Raw genomic sequence first — 14,203 nt, 5'->3', positions numbered from 1 at the left:
GACAAAAGGCTGATTAAAAAGTTAAACGTATAGGTATTTTGTTTACATCCCTTTTTTATATCATTTTCTGGTAAATCATCTCAAATTAATATTGGTTTAATCTCATTTTGAGATATATAATAAAACCAAGAAGTTCAGGAAAGGTTTACACAGCGTAACTTCTTTAAATTAGGAGGATGTAAAATGAGCCAACAAGCTAGAGATTTCAAAGTGAATGATTTACTAAAAAAACATAAATTCAACGAAAAAGAAATTGCTGAAATGGATGATTCACAAATCGAATATTTTCACTGGCTCTACTTTGAAGATTCTGTTTACGATTATATGTAAGTGTGAATATAGTAGATAATGAAGCTATTGTGCTCTGGCACAATAGCTTTTTTTCGTTGTTAAATATTAATAATTTTGTCTTCGTCGTGGATATGAAGAACATAGGTGGTGGTTTTGGTCGGAGTTTTGGTCTTCATCGAGGTAATGAAGACCGTTAGTGGTGGTTTAGATTGGAGTGTTGGTCTTCATTTAGGTAATGAAGACCATTAGTGGTGGTTTAGATTGGAGTGTTGGTCTTCATTGAGGTTATGATGACTATTGGAGGTGATTTTGACCGGAGTGTTGGTCATCATTGAGGTAATGAAGACTATTGGTGGTGATTTTGATTGGAGTGTTGGTCTTCATTGTGGTTATGAAGACTATTGGGGGTGATTTTGATCGGAGTGTTGTTCATCATTGAGGTTATGAAGACCATTGGAGGTGATTTTGACCGGAGTAATGGTCTTCATTGAGGGTATGATGACCATTAGCGGTGTCTCCGATGAAAGTTTTGGTCTTCATCAAGGTAATGAAGACCATTAGCGGTGCCTCCGATGAAAGTTTTGGTCTTCATCGAGGTAATGAAGACCATTAGTAGTGCCTCCGATGAAAGTTTTGGTCTTCATCGAGGTAATGAAGACCATTTAGTGACATCTCAGATGAAAATTTTGGTATTCACCATAATTATGAACACCATTAATAGCTGTTTCGAATAAATTATTGGTGATCATTAACTTGAACAACGACAGTACAGCCTCTTTCATCCCCCTTTTGTCATTCATTACAAAAAGACCAGACCCCAGTTAAGTAGATAACTAAGATTCTGGCCCTAAATAAATATTCATCTTCACAACTTCACATCATTCTTTTCTTCATACATCCTTTTATCTGCTACACTATATAGTTCATCCATGATTTCTCCATCAAGAGGATAACGACTAATACCAATACTAGCCGAAAGGGTCATTTGTTCTGAATTTGATAGTTTCATGGGAATAGCTAATTGTTTGCGAATTTGTTTGATAATGGATTCTGTTTTATCAATTGTTAGTAACAAAACAAATTCATCACCGCCTAGTCTTGCGGTATGATGCTCAGTTCCAGCTGCTTCTTGTAAAATTGTTGCAAGGTATCGTATCGCATGATCTCCTGCCTGATGTCCTAATGTATCATTTATTTGCTTTAATTTATTAAGATCTAGCAAAACGAGGTCAAACATTTCTTTTCTATTTATGAGCTCTTGAATTTTTATTTCAAAAGCGGCCCTGTTTGATAAACCTGTTAAAATGTCATGGTATGCGAGATAATACTCACGTTTCCCCTTATTTTTGGCTTCTGTAACATCTTTTACCATAACAAATTGAAGTGTTTTTCCTTCAAGTAAAATAAAGTCAGAATCAAACGATAATATTATTTCTTCCCCTGTTTTATTAATAAATGAAAGTTCTTCGTTTGTAAGCCTAATACGATTTTGGAAAAAAGTTTGATGTGCTTTTATAAACCTTTCCTTATCAACCCCATTTAAAAAAGTTAGGATCGAATGTTGAATAAGTTCCTCATTGCTAACACCTAGATAATTGGCTACCTGTGGACTAGCCTCATGAACAATTCCCTCTTCATCCATAAGGAGGATCCCTAGTGGAGATCGCTGAAACAAGATGTTATATCGTTTCTCATACGATGATAAATAATCATATTTTGCCATACTTAGGAAGATCGCGTATGCCCAAAATAATGAGCCGTGCGGAACAAAGAAAGTGATAAAGTCAAATTCCGTATTCTGTAAAAGAATAGAGCCTACTAGCATCGTTATTGTCCATACAAAAAATGAGAGCATCCCTTTGAACCATAATTTTGCTGCTTGATTTCCCTTTTTCATTTCCTTTACTGCTAAGAAAAGGTTTACAGCAAGATAAGCAAAATCAACAATCCATAACAGTATTAACCCAGGACCTGGAATAAACATAGGGTCTAATGCGTTCTCATCAAAGCCTTTTAGCATCCATGAATCAAATGGAATCGTTGCGATCCCAATGATACCTGGTATAAATAATAGCTTAAATAACTTCCCGTTTTTGGTCTTATACATATTAGCATTGATTAAAAAAAGATGCAGTGATAACAAAGCACTAATAGCGATCGAACCATTTATCCAGTACACAACGATATGATCAAAATATTTAGGGTAAATAAGGAAAGAAGTAAATACGCCAAAAAACCATAGAGACGACGAAAGAAAAAATAAACTACATGTAATATGCTTCCAACTTTTTCGATTATGACCATAAACCATACCTGCAAAAAAAATAAAGATAATCGCAGGAATCAGATACATTAAACTGAAAAATAAAATTTGCAAAACCCTCACCTACTAAATAACACTAATGATGTTATAACCTCTTGCTTTCTAAATCTATACATTTAGAAAACCGATATAATATAAGAAACTGACAAAAAACAAAAAAACTGCTTAGCACAGCAGTTTTATGTAAAGATATGTAACCCGGCTGTCGTGCTGTGCGTAGACCCGTGGCTTTGCGTCCTATGCTTTCACATAGTTTGCCAAAAAATATTCTTTTAAAGTAGTATAGTCTATTTTTACTAGAAATGAAATAACTATTTTTTACATATATGAGTCCTCTTTACCATAATTAACTAAGAGTATAGCGAACGATGTCGAATTGTTAGTTTACTTCACAATGGTTACGACTTATTATCAGCCCCTTCTGTTCAGCTACCAACACAGCTTTATACAGGGTTGAGCTTTATTGCAAGCCTAGATAAACATGCTGTGCTTGAAGCACTTCACTCACAAAAGCAAATCATCGAAAAGGAACTCGAGCAACAAAAACAAGGAATGCGATCAAAAAAGCAATATATTGAGATTGACGAGATCACTTCGTTAACGTTTCAAAGCATTTTTAAGCAATATGAGCTGCAACTTGAGTTTCTTGAATCATTAATTAGTGTTTATGAGAAAAAGTAAAAAAAGGGAAGAATCCGCTCTTCCCTTTCTTAGTGTGGCTCTATATGGATATGAACTCTTTCAATATTATACATATCTCGAAGTCTTTCCTCGATTTTATCTGTAATGCCATGTCCCTCCACAACTGAAAGAGTGGATTTCACAAAAACGATCGCATCTACTGTGGTTTGATTACCGGATACGCGAGCCTTTATATCTTTTACGAAGGTAACTCCTGGTGTATTTTTAATCGTTTCTTCTATTTCTTTTAATTTCTCCGCATCATAGCCATCTGTTAAATCATGAACAGCTTCTTTAAATATTCCGTATGCAGTATGAATAATGATTAGCCCCACAATACCAGCAACAATAGGATCTAAAAAGCCCCAACCTAAATAAGCTCCAACAATCCCGATTACGGCACCTATACTCACTAATGCATCAGAACGGTTATCCTGTGAAGCAGCATAAAGTGCCTTACTTTCAAGTTTTTTGGATAAATTACGATTATATCGATAAACAAAAAACATGAAAATCGCACAAAATAAAGCAACAAACGCTGTAAACAGCTGTGGTGTAGTCTCTGCCGGAGATCTTAGATTGTTAAAAGCATCGACAATAACTTGTATACCAACTGTAAACATAATGATCGAAGCAATTAACGAAGCAATTGTTTCTGCTCTAGAATGACCATATTTATGATTCTCATCAGCAGGCTTTTGGGCAAACCTTAGTCCGACTAAAACAGTTACAGATGCAATGACGTCCGTTAAGTTATTTAATCCATCAGCTTTTAAGGCATCTGAATTTCCCATATAACCGGAAATTAGCTTAACTGTAGATAGAAAAACATAAGCGGCTATGCTGATCCATACACCTTTCTCGGCTTTCTTTAAATTAGTATTTTCCATCTTTTCCTCCCACTACGACCTAAAACTTATGTAAGTATATATAGTCATTAGCTTTTATCGGGTATTTTATTACTTGAAGGAAAGGGAGAAAAAAATAAAAAACTGCTTGGTGAATGAAACACCAAACAGTTAAGGTGAAATTTACTTTAAACTTTTTTACGTAGTTCCCTTTTTTGAAATAAATTTAATGCCAGTGTAACTCCTATAACCCATATCCAACTATAAACAATGGAAAAAAGAAGAATAGATAAAATAACACTCCACCCAATATTCGGTCCTACAGATGGTCCTAACACAGGAAATTGTGCAACAGTAAGAATAAAAATAATGCCCAAGAAAAGTGCAATTCCTGAAGATAAAGCAATAGTCATTTGTTTTTTACATACCTTAAAACCTATCCCCATTACAACGCCTAATAGTCCTTGTGTCATTAGATAAACATATGCCTCACTTGGCTGTATCACGCACAATAAAAGGAAAATAATGAAATAGGATATCGCTCCACTACCTATAGACACCAGTGATGCTAAGATGATGGGAAGTGTTGCTAAAGCACTAATAATGAATCCGAATCCTCCCAGCATACCGAAAGCACAGCAAATGGCTCCAACAACCCCTGATCCTACACCGTATAAAACCATTTTTAGTAAGCTTGTTTGTTGATTTTTCCAAGGGTTAACCAAATGTAAATCACTTTTAACCCTACCCATCCTATAACACCACCTATTCATTTTTTCTGGTGTGTTTAAATCTCCATCAATAAGGTATGAAGAAGTTGGGTGAAATAGAATGACTCTAGAAAAGGTTCAGCCTTGCATTGTAAATATGCAAGAAGGATGATATCGAAACAAAGTTACATGAAAAAAGAAACTGTAATCGACAGTTTCTTTTTCATGTAAAACAATTTGCAACGATATTTACATTTCTATAAGATAAGTAAATAAGGATTTTCTAAATAATAAATAATTCTTCCCAAAAACTCAGCAGCTGGTGCTCCATCGATGATTTGATGATCAAACGTTAAGCTTAGTGGCAGTTCTTTGCTCTTCATTACTTGACCTTCATCATCAAGAGTGAGTTTTTCTTGAAGACTTCCCACCCCTAAAATACCTGATTCAGGTGTATTTAGAATTGGAGTGAAATATTCGACACCACTTTGCCCTAGGTTTGTTATAGTGAATGTTGAACCTGTTATTTGTTCGTTTGAAAGGCTGCCTTCTCGTGCAGATTGAGTTGTTCTTGAAATGTTTGCACTTAATTCTTTTAAGCTCATTTGATGAGCATTCTTTATGACTGGTACCATAAGTCCATCTGATAAAGCTGTTGCCATACCAAGATGAACTTCTTCAAAGGTTCTAAGTCCATTTGTATCCTGTTCATACCAACTATTTATTTCAGGGTACTCCTTTAATGCAAGAATCGTTGCTTTGGCGACATAAACAGTAAGACTAAGACTACCTGCGATTTCTGTTTCGGTCAGATGATTCTGTATATTGTTTTTAAATTTTGAGAATGCAGTCAAATCAGCTTTTCGATGTATCGTTAACTGTGCGGATTGAGCTAAACTACTCCTCATTCGTTTGGCAATCACCTTTCGCATTCCTGTAAGTCCTGCCCCAAGGTTTGTCTCAATTGTGTTGACTGGAGTTGAAATGATTTCAGTCGTAGGAGCTATCTCCCTAGAAGAAGTCATTTCATACGCTTCAATATCTCTTTTTGTAATTCGGTTATTTCCACCTGTTCCTTGAACTAAAGCGAGATTTATATTTTTGTCTTTTGCTAATTTCCTAGCAAGTGGACTTGCAAACACACGTCCTGATTGTGTTTCTATTTGTTCTTTGGTCAATATTACATTCTTCTGTTCTTTTTCTCGTTTTTCAAGTGTACGATCAGGGGATGAGTTGGCAGGTTGAGTATGGATGGTTTCACCTTGTTGAGCCACAATGCCAATTACCTCTTTAACTGGCACTTCAGCTCCCTGCTGTGCGATCACTTTTACTAACACCCCATCATCTGGTGCTTCTACATCCATCGTTAATTTTTCCGAACTAATGGAGCAAATCGGCTCTCCCTTTTTTACAGCTTCACCTTCTTGTTTGAACCATTCATCGACATTACCACTCGTCATGGTTAAGCCTAACTTGGGCATTAAAACATCTGTTGGCATGATTGTTCACCACCTTATACTAAGATTCTCTTTTTTAAATCAAAGATAATATCTTCTGCTACTTTTAAGACTTTATCTGCATTTGGAATATAAAGCTCTTCAAGGTTCTTTGCAAAAGGAACAGGTGTGTTCGGTGCACAAATACATTTAACTGGCGCATCTAAAAAATCAAATGCCTTGTCTGAAACAACGCTTGCAATGTCTGTAGCTGTATTATTGTGAGGATTCGATTCATCAATAACAATTAACCGGTTTGTTTTTTTAACAGAATCTATGACAGTCTCCTGATCCCATGGAGCGACTGTTAACAGATCAATCACTTCGACAGAGACGTCTTGTTCTGCTAAACGATTTGCGACCTCTTCTGCTACATACAACATTTTTCCGATTGAAACAATTGTTAAATCAGTACCTTCTCTTTTTACTTTTGCTTTACCAATTTCGACAGTATAATGACCCTCCGGAACTTCCCCCTTCATTCCGTAAATGGTTTTATCCTCTGAGAATACAACAATGTTATCATCTTCAATAGAAGAAAGAAGCAATCCTTTTGCATCGTATGGATTAGAAGGAACAACCACTTTAATTCCTGGTATAGAACCAAGAATTCCGTAATATGACCCTGAATGCTGTGCTGCAGCTGATGCACCGGCTCCATGATTAGTCCGGACTGTCATCGGAATTGTTGCTTTCCCCCCGAACATATAACGCATTTTTGATCCTTGTCCTAGGATCGTATCAAAGCAGAACCCAAGAAAATCATTAAACATTAATTCAGGAATAGGTCGTAGCCCTGTTGCTGCTGCCCCAACAGCTGCGCCCATATAACCCATCTCAGAAATCGGTGTGTCAATGACGCGTTCTATTCCGTATTTTTCAACTAATCCTCTTGTTAAACCAAAAACACCACCCCATGCTCCTGTTTCGTTTAAGTGCTCAACAGTGGTACCACCTGCGATATCTTCACCCAGTAGGATCACTCGCTCGTCTTGGGCCATTGCGATATCCAATGCCTCGTTAATTGCCTGCATCATCGTTATTTTTCTTTCCATTTCATATCACTCCTTTTCATCATTTTAAGCAAATACATCTCCGTATAAAGCTTCTGGTCTTGGTTCCGGGCTTTCCTCAGCAAATTTAATTGCTTTTATGATCTTTTCTTCCGAAATTTTTTCGATTTCATCTGCTTCGATTTCAGAAATAAGATGATGATCGATCGCATATTGACGGAAAAGGGAAATACAATCCTTTTCGGCAAGCTCTTTTTCTGCTCCGTCTTTTGCTTTATATGTTTGTGCATCACCTTCAAAATGACCATAGTTACGATATGTGACACATTCAATTAATGAAGGGCCTTCTCCATTTCTAGCTCGCTTGATGGCTTTTTCTGCTTCTTTATACACTTCAACCACATCTTTTCCATCAATTCTTACACCAGGCATGTTATAAGCAGCGCTTCGTTCTGCAATTGTTTTAGAACCTGAAGCATAGGTTTGTGGGGTTGCCTCTGCGAACATATTGTTTTCACAAACAAAAATAACAGGTAGTTTCCAAATAGCCGCTAAATTAAGTCCCTCATGGAATGTCCCCTCATTTGCTGCACCATCACCAAAGAAACAAACCACAACAGAATCTGTTTTTAAATATTTATTTCTAAGTCCTGCTCCGACAGCTAGTGGAATGCCTCCGCCAACCATTCCATTGGCGCCGAGCATGCCTTTGTCAATATCCGCAATGTGCATGGAACCGCCTTTTCCTTTGCAAAGTCCTGTTTCTTTGCCATATATTTCAGCCATCATTCCATCTAAATCACATTCCTTGGCAATACAATGCCCATGTCCTCTATGGGTGCTTGTAATGTAATCGCTATCACTTAAATGCGCACAAAAGCCAGTAGCAACAGCTTCTTCGCCTGCATATAAGTGCACAAACCCAGGTATTTCACCCTTTGCAAAAATATCATGTACTTTGTCTTCAAATTGACGAATTTCGTTCATTTTTTGATAAATCCATAATGCATCTTTCCTTTTCATGCATGTTCCTCCTCTTCATTATTCATGTATCGCTTTAAACAACATACTTTCGGCTGTTTCACCGATTGTTTCTGATAAGTTTGGATGTCCATATATAAGGCTGCATAACTCTTCGATCCTACCCTCTGAATGTTTTACAGCTAGTATTTGATTGAGTAACTCAGTTGCATTTGCTCCAACGACAACTGCTCCAAGTATTTCATGATTGCTTTTCTCAGTAACTAGTTTGACAAATCCTACAGTTTCATCCATTGCAATGGCTCTACCATTTGTTTTAAACGTCATTTTCTTTGTTAACACATTGTATCCTTTATCCTTTGCTTGCTCCTCATTAAGGCCAAAAGAGGCAATTTCAGGATGGGTGTAAACAGCTCTGGGAATTTCCTCTTGATTTAATGCAGAATGACTTTCATTAAGAATGGCTGCGACAGCTACTAATCCTTCCTTGCTTGCTGCATGTGCAAGCTGGTAGCCTCCTATTACATCACCAATGGCATACACATGATTTTTACTAGTTAAATAGTTACGATTTACCTTTATGAATCTTTGACTTTCATCTAATTCTAAGTGCAAAGCATTCGCAATATCGATATTTGCTTTTCTACCTGTTGCAACAAGTAGGTGTGTATATGGGACCTTTAGTTGATCTAAAAGTACTTCGTTTCGTGTGACCTCAACTATTTGTGCTTTTGTATAGTAAGTAATCTCAAGTTGATTCATTTTCTTTTTGATGATCGTGCGAGCTTCATCATCTTCGGTTAAAAGAATATCATCTGCTGCTTCAATAACTGTTACCTTTGTTCCAAGTGGAGCCATCGCAAAGGCAAGCTCTATTCCAATAACTCCACCACCGATAATGATCAGTTCTTTAGGTTGTTCCTTCATATCAAAAAACGTATCTGTTGTATAGTAAGCCACGTTGTGTAGTCCCTTAATAGGTGGAACAAACGGTCTACTTCCCGTTGCTAGAATTACATCTTTGCTCTTGAACTCTTGATTATTTACCATTACAATCATGCTTTTTAAAATGGTTGCTTCACCTTTTATTAACGTGATGTTGTTTTTTTGTAGCAAATGTTCAATTCCATGTGCCAACGTACTAACAACCTTATTTTTACGTTCCACAAGCTTTTCGTAATGAATCTCCTGTACTTCAGCAGATATCCCGTGAAAATTTGCTTTTTTAATGTTTTCAATCCATTCGCTGTGCTGTAAAAATGTCTTTGATGGAATACACCCAACATTTAAACATGTTCCACCTAGTGATGATTTTTCAATGATGGCAACTTTTTTTCCTTTCTGTGCAGCTCTAATTGCTGCCACATAGCCTCCTGGACCTGCTCCAATCACAATTAAATCAAAGTGCTGCAAGATTACTTCCCTCCTATCGTGAAAAAATGTGGCATTTTTGAGTGTTTTGCAATAAAGACATCAATAATTGTTGTATTGATGATCTTATATTTATATAAGCAATTACCGTGCCAACAAAAACCTCAATAATAGTGGGGCTATAGAGCATAAAAAAAATAAAAATGCGACAATCGTTTCAAATCGTCGCATTTTGTTTCATATTAGTTCAAATGATATTTTTTCATTTTCCGATAAAGTGTACTTTTAGACATGGATAGTTGTTCAGCAGTTAAAGGAATATTCCCATTGTGTTGAAGCAGTGCATTCTTGATCTGTTCTTTTTCAATTTGATCTTTAAAGTTTGCCGTGTCGCCCTCTTTTTCAGCTTGTGTGTTCAAACCACCTTTGTGAATCAATTCGACCAACTGTTCCTTAGAGGGAATTCTTTCTCTATAGTACACATAACATCTTTCCAAAAAATTATTCAGCTCTCGTATATTGCCATTCCATTGATTTTGTTCAGCTACTTCTATCAAGGTGTTTTCCCAGTGTGGAAACCAAGAGTTACTTTCTTCAAATGCCTTGATGAACTCACATATATCTTCCTTACGTTCTCTTAAAGGAGGAATGTGAAGTGGACAAACATATATTCGATAAAATAAATCCTCCCGAAATTGACCTTCCATTACGAGCTTTTTTAAGTTTTGATTGCTTGCTGTGATGAGCCGAAAATGTAGTGGAATTTCTTTGCTGCCACCAATTCTAGTTATCTTTTTTTCTTGAAGAACCCGCAACAAATCAGATTGCATGGATGCCGGCATATCTTCTATTTCGTCAAGAAATAAGGTCCCATTATGAGCTTGCTCAATTTTCCCTTGATAGCCATTAGCATGTGCGCCTGTAAATGCACCCTTTTCATAGCCAAATAATTCACTTTCCATTAAATTTTCTGGTAGGGCCCCACAATTGACACAAACGAGTCTACCATTTGAAAAAGGACTATTCATATGGATTGTTTTTGCTAAAACTTCCTTCCCTGTTCCTGTTTCACCAAACAAATGTATAGGTGCTGAAGTAGGCGCAACAATTTTTACTTCCTCTAGTAACTCATTATACGTTTGACTTCGTCCAACAATATATGGAAATTGAAACGTTTTATTTTTAGTCTCATTTTTTAAAACAGAAACAAAATAGCCTATACATTCCTTTTCTCTCCAAATAGGTTCCTGTTTTTCAAGCAACCATTTACTTTTTGGAAGATGTGTAAGCTTTTTTCCTATCATATTTTCAGGGTTTTCAATTAAATCAGGGGATATATGTAGAATTGTCATGCTGGAGTCGCACAGAATACCCACTTGTTTTTTTGTTGAATAAAATTGCAACATATACTTCTGGTCTTCATATGCTTTTTTTTGCAGAGCTTCTGAAATATAATCGGCAATTAGTTGGACTCTTACTAAAAAATCAATTTTCTTTGGGTAATGAGAAGGCATGGATAAGTCTACGACCCCTTTCACTTGGCTGTTTTCTCCAAGAATAGGTGATGACACACAACTCCATTGCTGAGAGGCTTTAGCAAAATGCTCGTATCCATGAATGATGTTTGCTTCTTTTGTTCGTAAGGCAATACCAATAGCATTGGTTCCAACCACCGATTCGGTCCATTGAGATCCTTGCAAAAAACCCATCTCTCTCGCAATACCTTGTAAGCTCTCAGGTCCTGCTTGCCATAAAATATACCCATCTGCATCTGTTAGGACTAAAATAAAATCCATATTTTTAAATAACATGCCAAATCGGTCTAAACTTCTTTTTGCCAATGAAATAAGAGTCTCGTTTTCTTTTAATCTTTTTTGAAAATCGCTTGTTGTAAGAATTTTGTTGCCAATTCCCTCATTCGGGTTTACTTTAAACTTCTTACTAAGCTTCCAAGAATCAATGATCATCTTATCCATTTTTGAGGAATCTAGTTTATTTTCAAAGATATACCTCTCCCACATTTGCCGAATCTCCGAACTCATATACATCCCCCCTTTGTATACCCTTTTATTATATAATTGTCAGAAGTTGGATTCAATTACTATCAATGAGACAAAGGGTCAGGTTCCTTGTCCCATCTCAATAAAAAAACATAAAGGGGTTTATTCTTGTGTTGGAAGCAGATATAGAGTTATATTCAAATCAAATGCTGAGGAAAGTGTAATGAAGGATGTTAAATTAGGCAAAAAAAAGGGAAAACATGTTGAAGTTTCCCCTGATTTTTTACTACCTCATTCTCTTTTCATTGGTCATAAATGTATGACGAAAGCCAGATTTATGTTAAGCATTGGTCAATCGGAAATTCCTTACCAGACCAAGCTCTTTTTGATGTCCATTCCATCGGCGGATGACTCCAAAATGGATCTGATTCTTCTAAGCCTAGGGGGAGAAATGCTGTTGCACACAAATAGACGCTGCCTGTAGAAATATACCCTTCTCCAATATCAGGTTGATGACCACAAAATCCGATTGTAAGCCATCCTGAATCAGTAAATGTACCAGGAGCCTCAAGCATTCGTTTTATCACTTGCGTTAGAGCACTCCTAACTTGCGCAGGAGCTAGTTCACTTGGTAAATCTTTGCGGAGTGCGTGATGTGCTAATGTTTGGAAGACACCAAAACGGTAAGCAATAGATCTACCTACAGGTGGAAATGTCCCTTCTGGTGAAATCTTCCTTTCTTGGATGACCGCATATCTTTTAGATCTTTTAATAATCGTTTCTTTCTTTTCTTCCCATTCATTGTATTGATCGCCAATCGTTTCAACTAAATCAACAAGCATGGGATGAATAACAAAGCTATTATAATAATCATAATGAAACTCAGGACCATCACTGTAGACCCCATCTCCGAGATACCATTGATCAAATTGTCTGATTGCATAGTCTATTCTCATCGGATCCCAGTCTTCTTCTCCTGCTTTGTATAAAAATGCCTCAATAATGGCTGAAAATAATAACCAGTTAGAATAAACAGGCTTTCTTGAACGTGTAGCTTTCATCGCTAAAATCACATTGTTTTTTACTCTCGGCTCGAGTTTCTCCCATAATTCGTTTGGAGCTCTAAGAAAAGCATGAGCAAGAAAGGCGGTATCAACGATTGGCTGAAAATTATTAGAAAAATTCATATAATCTGGTGAATCAGGATTTGTACCAGAATCGATGGCCACTCTGGCTAGTTCACAGTATTGAGTGCGAAGGTTTTCTTCTTCATTATTTTCACATTTCTTTTCAAGCCAAGGAGCCATACCTACCAGCAAACGAGACAATGCTTCTAAATGAGAAAATTGCTCACGTTTGGTGTTTTCCTTCATTTCAACCGGCATTTCTTTTTTTAATGTTCCATCCTTTAAATGTTGAAGAACTGGGCTTGCTATTTTTAACATAGATTGAAGCCAGTATGTTCGATCTTCATTAATAACCACGCTCATTTTTCCGCCTTCTTTCTATTATTTTAAAAATTTGTGTCAAATTGAATACTCTTCTAAAAACATTTTCAGTGTGTTTTTCTATAGCACGCACTACCGCATGATCGTTGTGAATCAATTATAACCTGCCAACTATCCGAAAAGTTGTTGTATAATAATCAAAAATATCATTCTATTGTTCTGGAGTCTTTTAATGAATAATCAATAAGTTTTTCACGATAAAGTTTTTTTCATGATGGAAGATTATACGGAGGGAGATTATGAATCATTTATTTGAGCAAATTGACTTAAAGCCATTTCATTGGATTTACCGTAGAGTTTCTGAAAAGAATTTTCAAGGCTTCTATCACTGGCATCAAGGCTGTGAATTATTATTTGTATACCGCGGAAAAGGACGTGTTATTGTTAACCAGCAGACGTATGAACTGAAAAAAGGCATGCTTTTCTTTTTCCAACCCTTTCAATTACATAAGGTACATGTTGAAGTGTCCCCTCAAACTCCATATGAGCGTAGTATTATGCACTTTGATCCACTAACTCTTGACAGTTTGTCTTTATTTCCAGGTCTGAATGCTTTTTTTAAGCAATTACAGAATGGTGTAAATGCCCTTCATGCATTTGATCTAGAAAATGATTATGAATACATATATGAGACTTGTGAGATCTTTCATAAGTCTTTGCAAAAAAGCAACTGGGAGGAAGATAGTCAGCTCTTTCTGCTGCAATTGCTTTCTTGTATTCGATCAAACATTCCCGAACCTAAGATTGAGCTTTCCTCAACTAAAACGTTTCGTCCACTTTACTATTCGGAAAGAATCATGCAATGGATAGAAGACCATTATATGGAACCCTTTGACTTAGAGCAACTATCAGATGAGCTTCATTTATCAAAGTCATATGTTTCCAGAATTTTTAAACGTGAAACGGGTAGTAGCTTAACAGAGTATCTGACTATTCGGAGAATCAAGCAAGCTTGTCAATTACTGCAGATGACAAATAAAC

General features: G+C 36.4%; 12 protein-coding genes and 1 riboswitch. Of the genes, 3 read left to right on the top strand and 9 right to left on the bottom strand.

Going from position 1 to position 14,203, the window contains the following annotated elements; genetic code table 11:
- Nucleotides 1-183 precede the first annotated feature (183 nt).
- Nucleotides 184-330 carry a hypothetical protein gene (locus ACEWK1_RS17745; protein ID WP_162987329.1) on the top strand — a complete coding sequence of 49 codons (147 nt, stop codon included), beginning with the start codon at nt 184-186 and terminating at the stop codon, nt 328-330.
- An 826-nt stretch (nt 331-1,156) separates the two neighbouring features.
- On the opposite strand, the gene ACEWK1_RS17740 is transcribed toward ACEWK1_RS17745, so the two are convergent.
- Nucleotides 1,157-2,668: a GGDEF domain-containing protein gene (locus ACEWK1_RS17740; RefSeq protein ID WP_212134954.1), complete on the bottom strand. Its 1,512-nt coding sequence runs from the start codon at nt 2,666-2,668 to the stop codon at nt 1,157-1,159.
- A 135-nt stretch (nt 2,669-2,803) separates the two neighbouring features.
- Nucleotides 2,804-2,883: riboswitch (cyclic di-GMP riboswitch) on the bottom strand.
- 184 nt (nt 2,884-3,067) lie between these two features.
- Between ACEWK1_RS17740 and ACEWK1_RS17735 the strand changes: the two genes are divergently transcribed.
- Complete coding sequence (locus ACEWK1_RS17735; protein WP_212134956.1) at nt 3,068-3,295, top strand: hypothetical protein; 228 nt, start codon at nt 3,068-3,070, stop codon at nt 3,293-3,295.
- A gap of 29 nt (nt 3,296-3,324) precedes the next feature.
- On the opposite strand, the gene ACEWK1_RS17730 is transcribed toward ACEWK1_RS17735, so the two are convergent.
- From ACEWK1_RS17730 to ACEWK1_RS17695, 8 genes are all read right to left on the bottom strand, one after another.
- Entirely contained in the window at nt 3,325-4,185 is an 861-nt protein-coding gene (locus ACEWK1_RS17730) for a cation diffusion facilitator family transporter (RefSeq protein ID WP_121661796.1), read from the bottom strand.
- Nucleotides 4,186-4,331: 146 nt separating this feature from the next.
- Nucleotides 4,332-4,895 carry a hypothetical protein gene (locus ACEWK1_RS17725; protein WP_212134958.1) on the bottom strand — a complete coding sequence of 188 codons (564 nt, stop codon included), beginning with the start codon at nt 4,893-4,895 and terminating at the stop codon, nt 4,332-4,334.
- A 215-nt stretch (nt 4,896-5,110) separates the two neighbouring features.
- Nucleotides 5,111-6,352 (bottom strand): dihydrolipoamide acetyltransferase family protein, encoded by a 1,242-nt coding sequence (locus ACEWK1_RS17720; protein WP_121661798.1) that lies wholly within the window; start codon nt 6,350-6,352, stop codon nt 5,111-5,113.
- A gap of 14 nt (nt 6,353-6,366) precedes the next feature.
- Nucleotides 6,367-7,404, bottom strand: coding sequence for an alpha-ketoacid dehydrogenase subunit beta (locus tag ACEWK1_RS17715; RefSeq protein WP_121661799.1), 1,038 nt, complete (start codon nt 7,402-7,404; stop codon nt 6,367-6,369).
- 24 nt (nt 7,405-7,428) lie between these two features.
- Nucleotides 7,429-8,385, bottom strand: a complete 957-nt coding sequence (locus tag ACEWK1_RS17710; protein WP_212134960.1) for a thiamine pyrophosphate-dependent dehydrogenase E1 component subunit alpha — start codon at nt 8,383-8,385, stop codon at nt 7,429-7,431.
- An 18-nt stretch (nt 8,386-8,403) separates the two neighbouring features.
- Nucleotides 8,404-9,759 (bottom strand): dihydrolipoyl dehydrogenase, encoded by a 1,356-nt coding sequence (gene lpdA, locus ACEWK1_RS17705; protein WP_212135180.1) that lies wholly within the window; start codon nt 9,757-9,759, stop codon nt 8,404-8,406.
- Between the two features lie 197 nt (nt 9,760-9,956).
- A complete protein-coding gene (locus ACEWK1_RS17700) occupies nt 9,957-11,756 on the bottom strand; it encodes a sigma-54-dependent Fis family transcriptional regulator (protein ID WP_212134962.1) in 1,800 nt (599 codons plus the stop codon).
- A gap of 293 nt (nt 11,757-12,049) precedes the next feature.
- Entirely contained in the window at nt 12,050-13,204 is a 1,155-nt protein-coding gene (locus ACEWK1_RS17695; protein WP_232273450.1) for a DUF2264 domain-containing protein, read from the bottom strand.
- 257 nt (nt 13,205-13,461) lie between these two features.
- On the opposite strand from ACEWK1_RS17695, the gene ACEWK1_RS17690 reads away from it, so the two are divergent.
- Nucleotides 13,462-14,203: AraC family ligand binding domain-containing protein (locus tag ACEWK1_RS17690; RefSeq protein WP_416636543.1), on the top strand; the 742-nt coding region annotated here is incomplete at its 3' end.

Origin of the sequence: Metabacillus sp. YM-086 (genome assembly GCF_048059995.1) — a bacterium.
Classification (GTDB): domain Bacteria; phylum Bacillota; class Bacilli; order Bacillales; family Bacillaceae; genus Metabacillus; species Metabacillus litoralis_B.
This window is presented reverse-complemented; position numbering and strand designations above follow the sequence as displayed.

Bases quoted from the DNA above. Each gene is read 5' to 3' on its own strand.
- ACEWK1_RS17700 (WP_212134962.1), bottom strand. From the start codon at position 11,756: ATGAGTTCGGAGATTCGGCAAATGTGGGAGAGGTATATCTTTGAAAAT.
- ACEWK1_RS17695 (WP_232273450.1), bottom strand. From the start codon at position 13,204: ATGAGCGTGGTTATTAATGAAGATCGAACATACTGGCTTCAATCTATG.
- ACEWK1_RS17730 (WP_121661796.1), bottom strand. From the start codon at position 4,185: ATGGAAAATACTAATTTAAAGAAAGCCGAGAAAGGTGTATGGATCAGC.
- ACEWK1_RS17745 (WP_162987329.1), top strand. From the start codon at position 184: ATGAGCCAACAAGCTAGAGATTTCAAAGTGAATGATTTACTAAAAAAA.
- ACEWK1_RS17715 (WP_121661799.1), bottom strand. From the start codon at position 7,404: ATGGAAAGAAAAATAACGATGATGCAGGCAATTAACGAGGCATTGGAT.
- ACEWK1_RS17725 (WP_212134958.1), bottom strand. From the start codon at position 4,895: ATGGGTAGGGTTAAAAGTGATTTACATTTGGTTAACCCTTGGAAAAAT.
- ACEWK1_RS17720 (WP_121661798.1), bottom strand. From the start codon at position 6,352: ATGCCAACAGATGTTTTAATGCCCAAGTTAGGCTTAACCATGACGAGT.
- ACEWK1_RS17710 (WP_212134960.1), bottom strand. From the start codon at position 8,385: ATGAAAAGGAAAGATGCATTATGGATTTATCAAAAAATGAACGAAATT.